We start from the raw sequence: 16,319 nt of genomic DNA on the forward strand, positions 1-16,319 counted from the left end.
CGCCCTGGCTTGAACCTTGATGCGCATGTTCTAAATTAGGCAGATGAGCATGGTCTCCCCCCTTACGCCCGTCGACGATGTTCAGGATCTCGCCAGCAGCGCGCACGCCGCAGCCCGGCTTCTCAAGCTCCTGGCGAGCGAACAACGCCTGCTGATCCTGTGCCGCCTCATCGACGGGGAGGCATCGGTCGGTGATCTGGCGGCCTATGTCGGGCTGGCCCAGTCGGCGACATCGCAGCATCTGGCCAAGATGCGCGCCGAAGGGCTGGTCGCGACCCGCCGCGAGGCCCAGACCATCTTTTACCGCCTGGCCGATCCCGCCGCCGTGCGGGTGCTTGAAACGCTCTGCGACGTCTACCGCGGTACCGGTGCGCGCTGAGCCGCAATCCAGCCAGCCAAGACCGCGAAGGTCAAACCGGCCGCTTTCTGGAGCATTTTCCGATAAGGGTGAAACGGTTATCGGGTCGGAAAGGGCTCTAGCCTTGTGAAGAGGGCGGCGCGGCGCGGGCGGCCGCAGGCCGAACCGGCGGCCGAAACTGCGACCGCCGCCAGATCGGATCGGCGGGCTCTTCGGAATTGGGCAGGGCGAAGCGCAGATAGCCAAAGTACGAGGCGATCAGGCGCTGGTCGGCGTCAATGATGGCGTTGCGGCCGTGCATGAAGCGGGTGTTGTCCAGCATCAGCATATCACCCCTCTCCCAATGCACGGGGGCTGTAAGCCGGTCGCTGACTTCCTTGACTGCCAGCATCCAGGCGTCGGGAACCGGCTCACGATCCTCGAACACCGGGAACCGGGGATTGCCGAGCAGATAGCGGGCAAACAGCAGGAAATTGCCGAAGGCCGGCGCATCGGTGAACATCGGGACATGTAGCGCGGGGCGCGAGAACCCGCGAACGACCCGATCGCCGATCCGGAAGAAGTCATAGGGACACTGGGCCGGCGGATGGGCCAGCTGGCGGTCGTCCGGTGTCGCCGTGCCCAGCCAGAAGGCCAGCAGTTCAGGGCTCGCGATCTGGAGATAGTGCAGACGGCGGGCCGCGAAGCCCTCGCGTATGGCTTGAGGCAACTGGCGCACGATCTCCACCCCGTCGCACACCGTGGTCTCGCCCTGGTCGCTGGGCGGGTTGAGGCAGCAGAAGAAGCAGACGTCGGGCTTCCACGGCTCGCGCGACAGCTCAGGATGCAGCGGAAAAGCCTGTGAACCACCATTGACCGACTGGATGTTGTGGGCCTCGTCCAGCACCTGGCGATCCGGGCTCTCGTTGAACACCGAACTTGCGCAATAGGTCTCCGTGACGTCGCGAAAGGCCGGGAGATCGACCTGAAAGCCGCGAAACAGCAGGGCGCCGTGGGTCTTGTAGAGTTCGACGATCAGGTCCTGGGGCAGGTGCGCCACACGGGTCTCGCCCCGCGCCAGCACGGTGACATAGGGCCGGCCCGATTCGGGAAGAGCGATCTCAAACATGGTCTTGGAAGTTCATGTGGCGCGGTTCATGCGGAGCGGCTCGCGGGAGGTCTGCGCCTTGAGCATAGCGCGCAACGCGGCGCCGTGCGACATCCGTGCAAGCCCGTACCAGACCTGGTTGACCCATGAAGATCAGCGACCTGTTCGCCACGCCCGACCACTATCTGTTCGCGTTCGAGAACGACCAGGCGGTGTTTCTGGACATGGACCGCAACGCCTACAACCGGTCGATCTTCTTTGACCGCCGGATCAGCCCGGCCAATCCCCGGATGATCAAGGTCGACGCTGCGCAGTTGGCCGCCTTCAACGACCAAAACGGCCGGCCGGGCGCGCAGGTGGCCAGCATCTTCCACGTGGCCCATTGCGGCTCGACCCTGCTGGCCAGGGCGCTGGACAGGCCGGGCGACAATCTGGTGATCCGCGAGCCCATGCCCTGGCGACAGCTGGGCGTCGAGGCGGCCGGTTCTGGCCCCGCCGTCTCGCCCCAAGCCTGGTCCGCACGCCTGCGCCTGGCCAACAGCCTGATGGCGCGGCGCTACGCTCCGGCCGGGCCGGTGATCGTCAAGGCCAACGTGCCCGTGAACTTCATCATTCCGCAGATCATGGCGATCAATCCAGACGCCCCGACCCTGTTCCTGTATTTCCCGCTGGAACACTACCTGATGGCCATACTGCGAACGGCCAACCATCGGCGCTGGGTGGAAAGCGTCACCCGCGAGGTGTGGCGCGGGGTGGAACCCGAACTGCAGGGCCAGATCGACCCAACGCCCGTGCAACTGGCCGCCGCCCTTTGGCTGGCCCAGACCCGGATCTATGCCCAGGCGCTGGAACGCTACCCACACGCCCGCAGCCTGAACGCAGAGGCTCTGTTCAATACGCCCCGGCCCGTGCTGGAGGCCGCCTTCGCCTATTTCGGCGTTCCGGCCAGCGACCAGGATCTGGACGCTATTCTGGCGGGCGAGCTTTTCAGCCGCTACTCCAAGAATCCCGACGTGGCGTTCGACAACGACGCACGCAGGGCGCGACAGGCCCAGCAACGCGATGAGATCGCAGACGACCTGGCGGCGGCGCGGACCTGGGTGACCTCGCGCCTGGCAATACGCCCCTTGCCCCAGCGCCTGCCCCAGCCGCTGGTCGGCCAGAGCCCGGACCTGTTGATGCGCACCTAGACCGGTCGACCCGGAGGCGTCGTCTGAAAAGCGATTTTTAGGAAAGGAATGGTGGACGCGACAGGGATTGAACCTGTGACCCCCTCGATGTCAACGAGGTGCTCTCCCGCTGAGCTACGCATCCGCCAAAGCGACCCTGAAGCACTGTGTTAAAGTGTCCCGGGCGGGAAGGTGACGGGGTATAGCGGCGGCTTTCGCATCACGCAAGCCGCCGAAAAAAGATTTAGGCGGCCATCATCTTTTCGACCTCGGCCACCAGGTCTCGCAGGTGGACGGGCTTGGACAGCACCTTGGCACCGGCAGGCGCGCGGTCCTGGGCCGAGAGGGCCACAGCTGCGAAGCCGGTGATGAACATGATGCGCAGGGCCGGATCACGGGCGGCGGCCTGGCGGGCCACCTCGATGCCGTCCATGCCAGGCATGACGATGTCGGTCAGCAGCAGGTCCCAGGAATGATCCAGATGCTGGACGGCCTCTTCGCCATCGGCGCAGGCCTGAACCTCGAAGCCGGCGCGCTCAAGGGCGCGGGCCAGGAAACCCCGGAGGGAATCGTCGTCTTCGGCAAGGAGGATGCGGGCCATGTCGATCTTTTCCGGCGCAGTTGAGCGGTCACCTTAGCGGCAAGACGGTAAATCGGGGATGAACCGGGCACCATAGTCCACAGGCGACACCCCTTCATCCAAAGATGTTTGACCGCGAGGCGCCACGCTTGCGACTATGGCCCCATGACAGCCTGGCAGCCGCTCGCGACATCGGAGCCGTCGTCGAGCGCCGGAGCGGCGTCGACGGCGCACGAGGTGCTGCGCGCCGCACCCGAACCCGCAGCGCCGCCCACGGCCCTGGTGTTCGCCTCGCCCCATTCGGGCCGGATCTATCCTGACGACATGATGGCGGCCGCGCGGCTCAGTGCCGAGGCCATCCGGGGCTCGGAAGACGCCTTCGTCGACCAGATCATCGCTGGAGCCCCGGATCTGGGCGCAGCCGTGATCCGGGCGCGACTGGCCCGGGCCTATATCGATCTGAACCGCGAGCCGTGGGAGCTGGATCCCGCCATGTTCGAGGACGAGCTGCCGGTCTTTGCCCAGGGGCGCTCTGCCCGGGTGGCGGCAGGGCTGGGCACGATCGCGCGGGTCGCGTCCGAGGGAAAGCCGATCTATGCGCGCAAGCTGACCTTCGCCGAGGCCAAGGCTCGCGTCGATCTGGCCCACCGACCCTATCATGACGCCCTGGACCGGCTGCTGGCTTCGGCGCGGGCGACCCATGGCGTGGCGATCCTGATCGACTGGCACTCGATGCCGGCGGCGGCGGCGCGCGGCCAGCGGGCGCGGGGCGGCGGACCGTGCGACATCGTGCTGGGCGACCGGTTCGGCGCGGCCTGCTCGCCCAAGCTGACGGGACTGGTCGAGCGCGAGCTGGAAGCCATGGGATACAGGGTGGCCCGCAACGCCCCCTATGCCGGCGGCTACACCACCGAGCACTATGGCCGCCCGGCTCGCCGCACCCACGCCCTGCAAATCGAGATCAATCGCGCGCTCTACATGAACGAGGTCACGCGCGAGCCCACCGAGGGCCTGGAGCGACTGACCGCCGACGCCGGGCGTCTGACGCAGGCCCTTGCGGCCCTGGACGTCGCAACCCTGCGCTAAAACGGGCCCTGGGCACCTTGCGTGCGCTTCCATTGGGACCGGCCGGTGCCGCTCGGCGGCGTCAAATCCCCTTTTCCGCCTGAAAGCGGCCCGGCCCAGGTTCAGGCCAAAAAAAAGCCCGGCTCGAAAGCCGGGCAGTTCATTAGGGAGGAAACGCCCAGGAAGGGCAGAAGCGGCAAGGCCGCCTCACGGGTTGTTTATAGGGTGCGATGCGAAATCGAGCAAGCGGAAAAGTGGACGGTAATGTCGATTTTTCTTAACCCACTTCGAGAAACCCTTTGCGGCGTAAGGATTAGCGAACGGCGATAGATGAAGATGATGAATTTTTAGGCATGCTGCACCGCACAATTAGTTACGCCTGAAACCACCTGACCCGCAGATGGGGCTCAAAGCCCTTCTAATCAAGGCTTTCGGGTTGACACCGGTTTCCTGGAAATCCTCTTTCCTGCGGGGTGGGCTGGATAAATGTCGCGCAGTCGCGTAAAAGCCGCGCGCCTGACGCCTACAGCGTCAAATCCTGATCCTCCCCGCCCGACCCTCCCCGAAAGTCCGTCCGTTCCCATGTCCATGCGAAATATCGCCATCATCGCGCACGTCGATCATGGCAAGACCACCCTCGTCGATCAGCTGCTCGCCCAGTCCGGTGTTTTCCGCGCCAACGAGGCGACGACCGAACGCGCCATGGACTCCAACGACCAGGAGCGCGAGCGCGGCATTACGATTCTGGCCAAGTGCACCAGCGTCCTGTGGAACGGTGAAGCGGGCGAGACCCGCATCAACATCATCGACACCCCCGGCCACGCCGACTTCGGCGGCGAAGTCGAGCGCATCCTGGGCATGGTGGACGGCTGCGTCCTGCTGGTCGACGCCGAAGAAGGCGTCATGCCGCAGACCAAGTTCGTGCTGACCAAGGCCCTGAAGATGGGCCTGCGCCCGATCCTCTGCATCAACAAGGTCGACCGCGCCCACGCCGATCCGGACCGCGTTCACAACGCCGCCTTCGACCTGTTCGCCGCCATCGGCGCCACGGACGAGCAGCTGGACTTCCCGCACATCTACGCCTCGGGCCGCGCCGGCTGGGCGACGATGGACATGAACGTGCCCAACGACAACCTGGGCCCGTTGTTCGACCTGATCGTGCGCCACGTTCCCGAGCCCAAGCAGATCGCCAAGAGGGATGAGCCGTTCCAGATCCTGAACGTGCTGATCGAAAGCGATCCGTTCCTGGGCCGCCTGCTGACCGGCCGTATCGAAAGCGGCAAGGCAGTCGCCGGCATGGCCATCCACGCGCTGGACCGCGACGGCAAGGAAATCGAACGCGGCCGCATCACCAAGGTGCTGGCCTTCCGCGGCCTGAAGCGCTCGCCGGTCGACGAAGGTGCTGAAGCGGGTGACATCGTCGCCATCGCCGGCATGTCCAAGGCCACCGTCGCCGACACGCTGTGCGCCATGGACGTGACCGAGGCCCTGCCCGCCCAGCCCATCGATCCGCCGACCATCTCGATGACCGTCTCGGTCAACGACAGCCCGCTGGCCGGCAAGGAAGGCGACAAGGTCCAGAGCCGTGTCATCCGTGACCGCCTGCTGAAGGAAGCCGAATCGAACGTCGCCATCAAGGTGACCGAAACGACCGAAGGCGACGCCTATGAAGTGGCCGGTCGCGGCGAACTGCAGCTGGGCGTCCTGATCGAGAACATGCGTCGCGAAGGCTTCGAAGTGTCGATCAGCCGTCCGCGCGTGGTGTTCCAGACCGATCCGGAAACCGGCAAGCGCCTCGAGCCGATGGAAGACGTCATGATCGACGTCGACGACGAATATTCGGGCATCGTCATCGAGAAGCTGTCGCTGCGTAAGGCCGAACTGAAGGACATGGGCCCCTCGGGCGCCGGCAAGACCCGCATCCAGCTGACCGCTCCGTCGCGCTCGCTGATCGGCTATCAGGGCGAGTTCCTGACCGACACGCGCGGTTCGGGCGTGCTGAACCGCGTGTTCAGCCACTACGAGCCCTACAAAGGCGCCTTCGACAGCCAGCGCAAGGGCGTGCTGATCTCCAACTCGGACGGCGAAACCGCCGCCTTCGCGCTGTGGAACCTGGAAGATCGCGGCACCATGTTCGTCGGTGCCGGCGAAAAGACCTATCTGGGCATGATCATCGGCGAGAACGCCCGTCAGGACGACCTCGACGTCAACCCGATGAAGGCCAAGCAGCTGAACAACATCCGCGCCGCAGGCAAGGATGAAGCCGTTCGTCTGACCCCGCCACGCCGTATGACCCTCGAACAGGCCATCGCCTACATCGAGGAAGACGAACTGGTGGAAGTGACGCCCAAGAACATCCGCCTGCGCAAGAAGATCCTGAACCCGTCGTTCCGCAAGCGTCGCGTCAAGGAAGACTAGGACCCTAGAGCCCTTTCCGACCTGATGGCTTCTTGAGGCCGGACGAAAAGGGCTCTAGGTCTAAAGTTTGGAGCATTTTTCGATCCGATAACCGTTTCACACTTATCGGAAAATGCTCCACGGCTCCCGAACGACCAAAGGCCGCCGCCCCCTCGGGACGGCGGCCTTTTTCGTGCGCCGCGCGGCGGAAGCGCCCGAAAATACAGGCTTAACGCCGGATTTACCCAAACCACGCAAGGTCGTGGCGGGGGACGTCTTTGTCCTGGGGAATTCAGGACCGCGCCGTGCGTTCAGCCGCCGCCAGCAAGATCGTTGAACAGCGCATGGCGAAGCGCTTCGCCGGCCTGTCGCCGGCGGTGCCCGAGGCCATGGCCGGCCGCGTGCGCATGGAGCAGGTGCTCAGTATCCTTCGCCTGACGCCCGTGATGATGAGCGCCAACATCATCATCGCCACACTCGTTCTCCTGGCGGGTTTCGGCGGTCCCCACCGCATCGCGTTGTCGTTGTGGGCCTGCCTGGTCGTCAGCTATGGCCTGCTTGGCCTGCGGGGCTGGCTGGCCGCGCGTCGCCGCAAAGGCGGCAAAACCAGCGTCTCCGCGCGAGGTTTGCGTCGCATTACCTTCCAGGCTGCGGTTCTGGGCTGCCTCTGGGGTGCCCTGCCCCTGCTGGCCCTGGACGACTCAAGCGTACAGATGCGGATGCTGATCGCTTCGGTGATCGCCGGCATGATCGGCTGTGGCGGCTTCGCCATGCTGACCCTGCCTCCTGCCGCGATCGCCTATTGCACGCCGATGGTGGCCGGCACGCTGGCTGTGCTGCTGACCAGCCATGATCCGATCCTGATGGCCTTGGCCTGTCTCCTGATCTTTTGCTACGTCGTGGTGATCGTCTCCTGCCAGGACCACGCCAAGGTCTTCGCCGAGCGTCTGGTGGCCGGCGACGAGCTGGAGCGCCAGCGCCAGGTGGTCAGTCTGCTACTGAGCGACTTCGAGGAAGGCGCCAGCGACTGGCTGTGGGAAATCGACGCATCGGGCGCCCTGACCTATGTGTCCGACCGCATGTCCGAGGCCGCCGGCCTGCCGCGCGAGGCGCTGCTGGGCCGCGTGGTCACCGATATGGGCGTCGAACTGACCGCCGGCTCGCAGGACATCGCCGGGACGCTGGCCGCCCTACTGGCCCAGCAGAAGGCCTTCCGGGACGTAACGATTTCAGTCCGGGTGGGCGAGGCCTCGCGCTGGTGGTCACTGACGGCCAAGCCGACCCACGACCTGACCGGCACCTTCACCGGCTTCCGGGGGGTGGGCGCAGACGTCACCGAGGCCCGCGAGGCCCAGGAGCACATCGCCCGCCTGGCCCATTTCGACGTCCTGACCCAGTTGCCCAACCGGCTGTCGTTCCTGAAAACCCTCGGCAGGGCCTGGACCGACCACGGTCCGGGTGAGGCCGGTGGCTGCGCCGTGCTGTGCCTGGACCTGGACTACTTCAAGTCCGTCAATGACAGTCTCGGCCATCCGGTCGGCGATGCCCTGCTGATCGAGGTGGCTCAGCGCCTGAGCGCCTGCGTCGGTGACACCGGCTTCACCGCCCGCCTTGGCGGCGACGAATTCGCCGTCGTGGTAACCCCGGTCCCGTCGACCCAGGTGCTGGGCGAACTGTCCCGCACCATCATCGAGCACCTGTCCCAGCCTTATGAGATCAGGGGCCATACGGTGCTGATCGGCGCCAGCGTTGGCATAGCCATCGCCCCGGTCGACGCGGCCGACCCCGACAGCCTGCTCAAGAACGCCGACCTGGCCCTCTATCGCGCCAAGGGCGACGGGCGCGGCGTCTATCGGTTCTTCGAGATGTCGATGGACCTGTGGGCCAAGGAACGCCGCGCGCTGGAGATGGACCTGCGGGCGGCCCTGAAGAACGAGGAACTCAAAGTCTTCTTCCAGCCCCTGATCGGTTGTCGCGACCACGGGATCACCGGCTTTGAGGCCCTGGTGCGCTGGCAACATCCGCAGCGGGGCCTGGTGATGCCGGGCGACTTCATCGAATGCGCCGAGCAATGGGGCCTGATCGGCAAGATCGGCGAGTGGGTGCTGAACGAGGCCTGCCGCCAGGCGGTGACCTGGCCCGCGCCGCTGAGCGTGGCGGTGAACCTGTCGCCCAACCAGTTTTCGACCGGCGATCTGGTGGGCCAGGTGGCGCGCGCGCTGGAGGCCTCGGGCCTGGAGCCCTCGCGGCTGGAGCTGGAAATCACCGAGGGTCTGCTGCTGAACGACACGACCCGCACCATGGACCAGCTGACGGCCCTGAAGGCCCTGGGCGTGAAAATTGCCATGGACGACTTTGGCACGGGCTATTCCAGCCTGGCCTATCTGTGGCGTTTCCCGTTCGACAAGATCAAGCTGGATCGCTCGTTCGTCGCCGAGATGCAGGACAATGCGGCGATCACCGACATCGTCCGCACCATCACCCTGCTGGGCCAGGCCCTGAAACTGCAGGTGACGGCCGAAGGGGTCGAGACCACCGACCAGATGAACATCCTGGCCGGCATGCACTGCGACCATTTCCAGGGCTATCTGTTTGGCCGCCCCATGCCGGTGGGCGACATCCCCGGCTTTCTGGTCAGCGACCTGGCTCGCCGGATGCGCCGCGAAAGCGTCGAGGCGGCAAGCCTGTCGCGGGATGCGGCGGCGGGGTGACCGCATGACTGTCATCCGGGCCAAGCGCCAAGCGCGCCGAGCCAGGATGACAGGCCGTTTGCAATCTATCGCTTCCTGATCAGGCCCAGCAGGGCCAACAGCAGCACCGCGCCGATGGTCGAGATCACCAGACTACCGACAAAGCCTCCAAAGCGGATGCCCAGCAGGCTGGCCACGAACGCGCCGAGGAACGAGCCCACGACGCCGACGATCAGATTGGTCCACAGCCCGTGGTTACGCTTCATGATCTGTTCGGCGATCCAGCCGGCCAGAATGCCGATGATGATCGCGCCGATGATGCCTACGCCACTCATATGTGTCTCCTGACAGCCGTGTTGAGCCTCAGAAATGCGCGAGCTGCGGTGAAGGTTGCGTCGGAAGGGGCGCAAGGTCCCTCCAACGACACTGTCATCGCCTTGTAGCGCTGGCGACGTCCGCGTGCCGCAGGGACGCGCGTGGCGAGCTTCGAGCCTGAGCGGGCCTTGATCCAGGAGGGCCGCCGTTACTTCGCTCTATCCGTTTTGATCAATATTGTCGGTTTTTCTTCAGTCCATGAGGCGACCAAATGACGATCCACGAAACCGAAGAATTCCGTGCTGATGCGTGCTGCGAGCTTCGAAAACTCCTCTGTCGTTTTTAAGGGAAGCTCTTCACTCACCCATCGGGAGCTGCTTTTGGGAACAGCGGTATCCCAGTCAGAATAGTAAAAATGACGCATTGCCCAGAAGGAACAAATTCGGGTCGCAGATATAATCGGAGCAACAGTACATTCTTCGGGTGCAATAATTTTGAATTTCGGCTCAAGACGAATAGTCAGCGATGAAAATGGGAGAGATGCAGTATTTTTATATCCCGATATAACGCTACGCGTAGCATCAACAAGTTTTGTATCCTCATCGATTAGCAGATTTGGGAATAATCGGCTAGATAAATTGAAAACAGATGGCGGGCTTCTCGGAACCCGGCGCTTGTAATTTTCAGTCTTGTGGCTCGCTGCGGCATAGTAGTTGCGCTCGGCGTTCGCCGCGATCCACTCGCCAATCACCGATGCATCACTCGGCTCGTCCGAGAGAGGCATAATCTTCAAGTCAAATATATCACGTAAATTGGTAGGCAGACTAATATTTGATAATACAGTATGCAGCGCTTTGAGCGCGGCCAACGCCTCCTCCCGGGACACGTACGCTTCATCGCTAGACTTAATCCGGTCCAGGAGCGTGATCGATTTAGCCGGTGCGGGGCTCGGGCCCGACGAGGCGGCTGGGCTTGGCGGTAGGGGCGTGGCTGGAGCGGACGGCTTCAAGGAAGTTGGCAGATATGGCTTCAGAACTGCCTGCAATGCCGCGCCGGCCTCGCAGAACACCTCTGTGAATGGTGCTTGGGTTACAAACTGAGGCGTTTGAGTTCCGTGCAATACGAAATAGTCGGAGGCTGCGCTCATTAGATCGCGATAGCGGATGGGGCCGCTATCTTGAGCAGCAACGGCTTCTAGAATTCCAGTCGTGAAGGCGCTTAACTTCCCCGCCGTTCGGGATGGCTCAGAATTCTGCGAAGAATATAGAAAGTAGACGCTCTTAAAATTGCTGGTGGTTGATTTTAGATATTCATTAAGTTCGTCATCTTCACCCTTAATATAATTTATACCAGAATAGCAGGCATCAACGACCTTAACAAACAAGTCGGGCGAGAGAGCCCTCATCATTGTGTCAAACTCACCACTGGTCAACGTTGTTTGGTTTCTGTATCCCTTTTGATAGTCAGATAAAATGTGATAAAATTCATTTGATGAAAATTCTCCGTGCCCACTAAAGTAATAAAATAGCTCCTCCACATTATTTGACTTATGCTTATCAACGAAAGCTGAAAGTTCAGCTTTGACATTCTTGCTTGCAGTTTCTTTTTCAGACGAAAGGATCAATAAATCGTCAAACTTGCCCGTTCCCTTGAGTAGGGCAGCGATGGCGGCACCATCGTTCGCACAGGCGGCTAGGCTATTAACCGGCGCAATATTGTTGCTGACGGCGATGACGATTCCTAAGCGCGACATTAGCTATCCTTAGTTGTATCGGCGCACCCTAGCTTAACCTTTGGTGGGATTCCTAGTACCTTCGGCGATACGCGCCAAAGTCCGCCACCCCCCCCAACCGACCTTCAGAATGTCTCCTGCCGGCACAGCGACGGATAGCGGCTAGACCCGTCGTTCCATGAACACATCCGCCCGCGCATATGGCGTATCGCGATGGGGCAGATCGACAAAGCCCATCGCCCGATAGAGCCCGAGCGCCGGCGCGAGGCTGGAATTGGTCTCCAGATAGAGCCGCGGCGCGCCCAGCGCCTGGGCCTTGTCGATACAGGCCTGCATCAGGGCCCGGCCCAGGCCGGTGCCTCGCGCCGCCTCGGTGACGGTCATCTTGGCCACCTCGAAGCCGCCGTCATCAAGGGCGATCAACCCCACGCAGCCGACGATCTGGCCATCGTCCGTCTCGGCCATCAGGATGTGGCCGCCCTTGTTGAGGATCTTGCCAACGGGATCGTTCAGCGCCTCGTGGTCCTTGGGCTCCATGGCAAAATAGCGGGAGATCCAGGCGGTGTTGAGGTCGCGCCAGGCGTCGGCGTGCCGGGGCTCGAAGGGGATGATGCGCATGGCGTTGATAATGTGGCATCAGACGGACCAGGCAACAGCGAACGCGTCCCATGGTCCACCCCGTCTTCGAAAACCTGCCCACCACCATCTTCGAGGAGATGAGTGGCCTGGCGCGCACGCTGGGTGCCCTCAATCTGGGCCAGGGCTTTCCCGACGACGCCGGTCCCGAGCCGGTGCGCGCCCGGGCGGCGCAGGCCCTGATGACGGGCCTCAACCAGTATCCGCCGATGCGCGGCCTGCCCGAACTGCGCCGCGCCGTCGCTGAGCACTACCGCCTGTCGCAGGGGCTGGACCTGGACGAGGGCGAGGTCACCGTCACCTCGGGCGCCACCGAGGCCCTGGCGGCGGCCTTCTTCTCGCTGATCTCGCCCGGCGACGAGGTGGTGCTGTTCCAGCCGCTTTACGACGCCTATCTGCCGCTGATCCGCCGGGCGGGTGGCGTGCCCAGGCTGGTGCGCCTGACGCCGCCGCACTGGCGGTTTGACCGGGCCATGCTGGAGGCCGCCTTTACCGACAAAACCCGGATGGTGGTGCTCAACAGCCCCCTCAATCCGGCAGGGACCGTTACCCCCGACGCGGACCTGGCCCTGCTGGCCGAATTCTGCGTGGCGCACGACGCCGTCGCCGTCTGCGACGAGGTGTGGGAGGCGGTCACCTTCGACGGGGCGCGGCATCGCTCGCTGATGGACTTTCCGGGCATGCGCGAGCGCACGGTCAAGATCGGCTCGGCGGGCAAACTTTTTGGTATGACGGGGTGGAAGGTCGGCTTCCTGTGCGCCGCCCCGCCCCTGACCCGCGCCCTGGCCGGCGCCCACCAGTTCCTGACCTTTACCACCCCGCCCAACCTGCAGACCGCCGTGGCCTGGGGGCTGGAGCACTATCGCGACTGGTTCGTCACCATGCCGGCCGGCCTGCAGCGCTCGCGCGATCGCCTTGCCGACGGCCTGACCTCTGCAGGCTTTGCAGTGCTGCCCAGCGCCGGGACCTATTTCCTCAATGTCGACCTGCGCGCCTCCGGCGTGGAAACCGCCGACCGGGCCTTTTGCCTGGCCAGTGTGCGCGAGCACGGGGTGGCGGCCATCCCCGTCTCGGCCTTCTATGCGCAGGATCCCGTGACCCATGTCGTGCGCCTGTGCTTCGCCAAGGCCGATGACACCCTGGACCAGGCGGTTGAACGCCTGGCGCGCGCCCGGCAGGAACACGCCGGATGATCCGGCTGATCTGCGGGACCACCGCGACCCTGGACGCCGAGGACGTGGGCGGCGAAGCCATCGCCGACTGCCTGGGCGTCGCCCCGCCTGCCGCCTGGCCGCCGGAGCACAATGACCGCGCCACCCGCGACTGGATGCGCGCCCTGTTGGCCGAGCATCCCGCCGAGCCAGGCTATGCCTGCTGGTACATCGTGGCGGACGAGCGTCTGGTCGGGGTGATCGGCTTCAAGGGCCCGCCGACCGCGCAGGGCGAGGTCGAGATCGGATACGCCATCGTCGAGACCGAGCAGCGCAAGGGCTACGGCGTCGCGGCAGCTGAGCTGATGGTGGCCAAGGCCTTCGCCGATCCCCGCGTGAAGCGGGTGGTGGCCCAGACCTTGCCCCGGCTTGAAGCATCACAAAAGGTGCTGACGCGCTGTGGATTTGTCCATGTCGGCGGCCATCTGGATGCCGAGGAGGGACAGATCATGCGCTTTGAGCGAGGCCGCCCCTAAACCGCCAGAGCATTGCGATCGCCCTCGGGCCGGCCGGCAGAGCGCGCGCCCAGGCACTGATCCATCACTGACAGCAGGTTGCGCAGGTCGATGGGCTTGGCGACGTGAGCGTCGGTCCCGGCGTCCAGGCAGGTGCGGATCTGGGCCGACATCACGTCTGCGGTCAGGGCGATCACCGGCAGGCGGGCGAAACGCGGATCGGCCCGCAGACGCCGGGTGGCCTCCAGCCCGTCCATCACCGGCATGTTGACGTCCATCAGCACAATGTCGACCGCCTCACGGTCCAGCGCCTCCAGCGCCTGCAGGCCGTTCTCGACCTCGATCAGCTCGCATTCAAAGGGCGTGAGAAACAGGCGGATGACGCGACGATTGACCGGGTGGTCATCGACCACCAGCACCCTGCGGCCGTGCAGGGCGGTGAAGCTGGACTCATCGGGCGTCTCGTCGAGGGTCGGTTCGCGGGTCGGTTCACGGGTCGGGGCGACGTCGGTCGCCGCATCGGCAAGGATCTCGATGGTGAACACCGACCCCTGACCATCGCGGCTTTCGACCACGATCTCGCCGCCCATCATCTCGACCAGCCGGCGGGTAATGTTCAGGCCAAGACCGGTACCCCCGAAATTTCGGGTGGTCGAGGCGTCGGCCTGGGTAAAGGCACCAAAGAGCTTGGCCAGGGTGGCTTCATTCATGCCGATGCCGGTGTCCGAAACCTTCAGCCGCACGCGCTGGCGACCGCTGGCCAGATCAGGCGCGCATGACAGAACGACCTCGACCGATCCGCCATTGGTGAACTTCAGGGCATTGGACACCAGGTTGGTCATGCACTGACGCACCCGCACGGCGTCAAACAGCAGGGGTCCCGGCGGCTTGCCCTCAACACGGAAGGTCAGGGTGATGTCCTTCTCGCGCGCCGTGGGCTGATAGCCGCCGATCAGGCGCGCGCAGGTCTGGACCAGATCCCCGGGCGTGGGCGCAATCTCCAGCTTGCCCGCTTCGATCTTGGAGAGGTCGAGAATGTCGTTGAGCAGCACCAGCAGGGTGTCGCCGGAGTCCAGGATCAGGTCGACATGTTCGCGCTGGGCCGGCGTCAGGCTGTCGCTGCGCAGCACCTGGGCCAGGCCCAGCATGCCGTTCAGCGGCGTGCGCAACTCGTGGCTCATCACCGCCAGGAAGGATGACTTGGCCCGATTGGCGGCCTCGGCTCGCTCCTGAGCCTCGCGCAGGCGACGGGAGATGCGGCGCTGATAGATGGTCAGGGCCACACCGCCAACGCCCAGCAAGGCCAGCAGGGAGGCGATGACGCCCGATGCATGGGCCAGGCGGCGGTTCAGGGCCACCTCGGCGGCCAGCCGCCGGCTCTCGTTGCGCTTGACCCGCAGCTCGCTTTCAAGGGCCGCCGACATTTCGGCGACGCCCTGCGCATGGGCCTTGCTGGCCTTTTCGCGGTCAATTCGGCCCCAGGCCTCCAGCCGGTCGAAAGCCGACTCCAGCCGCCCCTCGCCCTTGTCGATATAGGCCTGGATCAACTGCTCTATCTGCGGATCGGGGGCCGCAAGCGTGGCTGGCAGCGAGCGCAGGGTCGTCAGGTCGACGCGCGCCCCGGCGGTGTCGCCCAGCATCGCACGCGCCCAGCCCCGTTTGCGCAGCATCAACACGTGCAGGCGCGTGGTGGGCTTGGCCAGATCCGCGTCGATCTCGGAGACGCAGTTGAGCACGCGCCGAGGATCGTTGCGCCCTTCGGCGACGATCGTGCAAAGAAAGCGGTCCCAGCTGCGCAGGTCAGGATCGCCATCGGCCTTGGTCATGGTTCGGTGAAGGGTCGCAAAGCGCTCGGCGGCGCCCAGCTCGCCGATTTCCACCGCCGTATAGGCGATGTCGTAGACCCGCTCGATCTTGCGCATGTAGAAGGCGTCGCGCTCGTCCAGCGCCGCCGCCTGGGCCATGTGATCCAGGGCTCCTTCCTTATCGCCGATGTCCGACAGGGTGTAGGAATGCACCTGGTGGATCTCGGCCAGCAGGGGGCGGGCGATTTCACCGCGCCGCTCGGCCTCAATCGACAGTTCGGCGGCCAGGCGCGCGGCCTCTGCCCAGCGACCGGTCTGGGCCTGGTCACGAACGCGCTCGACTCCGGCCATCATGCGAATGTCGCGCGACGGCCCATTGAGGAACCGGCGCCAGTCATCGGGCGTGAAGATGCGATAGCCTTGAGTCTCGTGGCGGTAGGTCAGGGTCAGCAGGTCGACCAGGGCCAGCAGTTCGGCGTCCTTGTCGCGCTGGGCCACCTGGCGTGTACGCTCTGCCCAGGTCTCGAAGCCGCCCTGGACCTGGTTGCTTTTGTAAGCATAGAGCACGCGCCAAAGGCCGTAGAGACGCTCTGAACCCTGCTGGCGCAGCGCCTTGCGGCCGGCTTTCTCGATGTCCTCGTTGCGATTGGGCGGCTTGGCAACCTGATGGGCGCCGACCTGATTGTTCAGTTGTTCGAGCTTGGCGGCTATGCTCTGAGACGCACCGGGACCCGCCAGGGCCGGAGCGCTGGTCGCCAGGCCTCCGACCAGAGCGATAGATGCAAAAAGGCGACGCAAGACTCGTTCCCCGACAAAGGC

General features: G+C 64.4%; 13 protein-coding genes and 1 tRNA gene. 7 read left to right on the plus strand and 7 right to left on the minus strand.

Annotation, left to right across the window (positions count from 1 at the left end):
- The first annotated feature begins 43 nt into the window (after positions 1-43).
- Complete coding sequence (locus tag ACW179_RS02585) at positions 44-379, plus strand: ArsR/SmtB family transcription factor (RefSeq protein ID WP_492062667.1); 336 nt, start codon at positions 44-46, stop codon at positions 377-379.
- Positions 380-476: 97 nt separating this feature from the next.
- Here the strand turns inward: ACW179_RS02585 and ACW179_RS02590 are convergent, their stop codons facing one another.
- Positions 477-1,466, minus strand: a complete 990-nt coding sequence (locus ACW179_RS02590; protein ID WP_492062669.1) for a TauD/TfdA family dioxygenase — start codon at positions 1,464-1,466, stop codon at positions 477-479.
- Between the two features lie 125 nt (positions 1,467-1,591).
- Here ACW179_RS02590 and ACW179_RS02595 point away from each other — a divergent pair, with 125 nt between their 5' ends.
- Complete coding sequence (locus ACW179_RS02595) at positions 1,592-2,635, plus strand: hypothetical protein (protein ID WP_492062671.1); 1,044 nt, start codon at positions 1,592-1,594, stop codon at positions 2,633-2,635.
- Positions 2,636-2,684: 49 nt separating this feature from the next.
- Here the strand turns inward: ACW179_RS02595 and ACW179_RS02600 are convergent.
- Both ACW179_RS02600 and cpdR read right to left on the minus strand, forming a co-directional pair.
- Positions 2,685-2,759 (minus strand) — tRNA-Val (locus tag ACW179_RS02600).
- A 99-nt stretch (positions 2,760-2,858) separates the two neighbouring features.
- Positions 2,859-3,215, minus strand: a complete 357-nt coding sequence (gene cpdR / locus ACW179_RS02605; RefSeq protein ID WP_492062673.1) for a cell cycle two-component system response regulator CpdR — start codon at positions 3,213-3,215, stop codon at positions 2,859-2,861.
- A 144-nt stretch (positions 3,216-3,359) separates the two neighbouring features.
- Between cpdR and ACW179_RS02610 the strand changes: the two genes are divergently transcribed.
- The 3 genes from ACW179_RS02610 to ACW179_RS02620 all read left to right on the plus strand — a co-directional run bounded on the left by ACW179_RS02610 (position 3,360) and on the right by ACW179_RS02620 (position 9,367).
- Positions 3,360-4,280: an N-formylglutamate amidohydrolase gene (locus ACW179_RS02610; protein ID WP_492062675.1), complete on the plus strand. Its 921-nt coding sequence runs from the start codon at positions 3,360-3,362 to the stop codon at positions 4,278-4,280.
- A 561-nt stretch (positions 4,281-4,841) separates the two neighbouring features.
- On the plus strand, positions 4,842-6,677 hold the full coding sequence (gene typA / locus ACW179_RS02615; protein WP_492062677.1) for a translational GTPase TypA: 1,836 nt from the start codon (positions 4,842-4,844) through the stop codon (positions 6,675-6,677).
- Positions 6,678-6,961: 284 nt separating this feature from the next.
- Positions 6,962-9,367, plus strand: a complete 2,406-nt coding sequence (locus ACW179_RS02620; RefSeq protein ID WP_492062679.1) for a putative bifunctional diguanylate cyclase/phosphodiesterase — start codon at positions 6,962-6,964, stop codon at positions 9,365-9,367.
- Positions 9,368-9,432: 65 nt separating this feature from the next.
- Here ACW179_RS02620 and ACW179_RS02625 read toward each other — a convergent pair whose 3' ends face one another.
- From ACW179_RS02625 to ACW179_RS02635, 3 genes are all read right to left on the minus strand, one after another.
- Positions 9,433-9,681 (minus strand): GlsB/YeaQ/YmgE family stress response membrane protein, encoded by a 249-nt coding sequence (locus ACW179_RS02625; protein WP_492062681.1) that lies wholly within the window; start codon positions 9,679-9,681, stop codon positions 9,433-9,435.
- 188 nt (positions 9,682-9,869) lie between these two features.
- Positions 9,870-11,414, minus strand: coding sequence for a caspase family protein (locus tag ACW179_RS02630; RefSeq protein WP_492062683.1), 1,545 nt, complete (start codon positions 11,412-11,414; stop codon positions 9,870-9,872).
- Between the two features lie 141 nt (positions 11,415-11,555).
- Positions 11,556-12,011, minus strand: coding sequence for a GNAT family N-acetyltransferase (locus ACW179_RS02635; protein ID WP_492062685.1), 456 nt, complete (start codon positions 12,009-12,011; stop codon positions 11,556-11,558).
- A 50-nt stretch (positions 12,012-12,061) separates the two neighbouring features.
- Between ACW179_RS02635 and ACW179_RS02640 the strand changes: the two genes are divergently transcribed.
- Entirely contained in the window at positions 12,062-13,222 is a 1,161-nt protein-coding gene (locus tag ACW179_RS02640) for an aminotransferase (protein WP_492062687.1), read from the plus strand.
- The gene (locus tag ACW179_RS02645) at positions 13,219-13,716 is read left to right on the plus strand and encodes a GNAT family N-acetyltransferase (RefSeq protein ID WP_492062689.1); all 498 of its coding nucleotides are present in this window, start codon (positions 13,219-13,221) and stop codon (positions 13,714-13,716) included. Before ACW179_RS02640 ends, ACW179_RS02645 begins: the two co-directional genes overlap by 4 nt.
- On the opposite strand, the gene ACW179_RS02650 is transcribed toward ACW179_RS02645, so the two are convergent.
- Positions 13,713-16,298, minus strand: a complete 2,586-nt coding sequence (locus ACW179_RS02650) for a hybrid sensor histidine kinase/response regulator (RefSeq protein WP_492062691.1) — start codon at positions 16,296-16,298, stop codon at positions 13,713-13,715. The genes ACW179_RS02645 and ACW179_RS02650 overlap by 4 nt on opposite strands.
- Positions 16,299-16,319 lie beyond the last annotated feature (21 nt).

Source organism: Caulobacter sp. AVps18, from assembly GCF_058681425.1.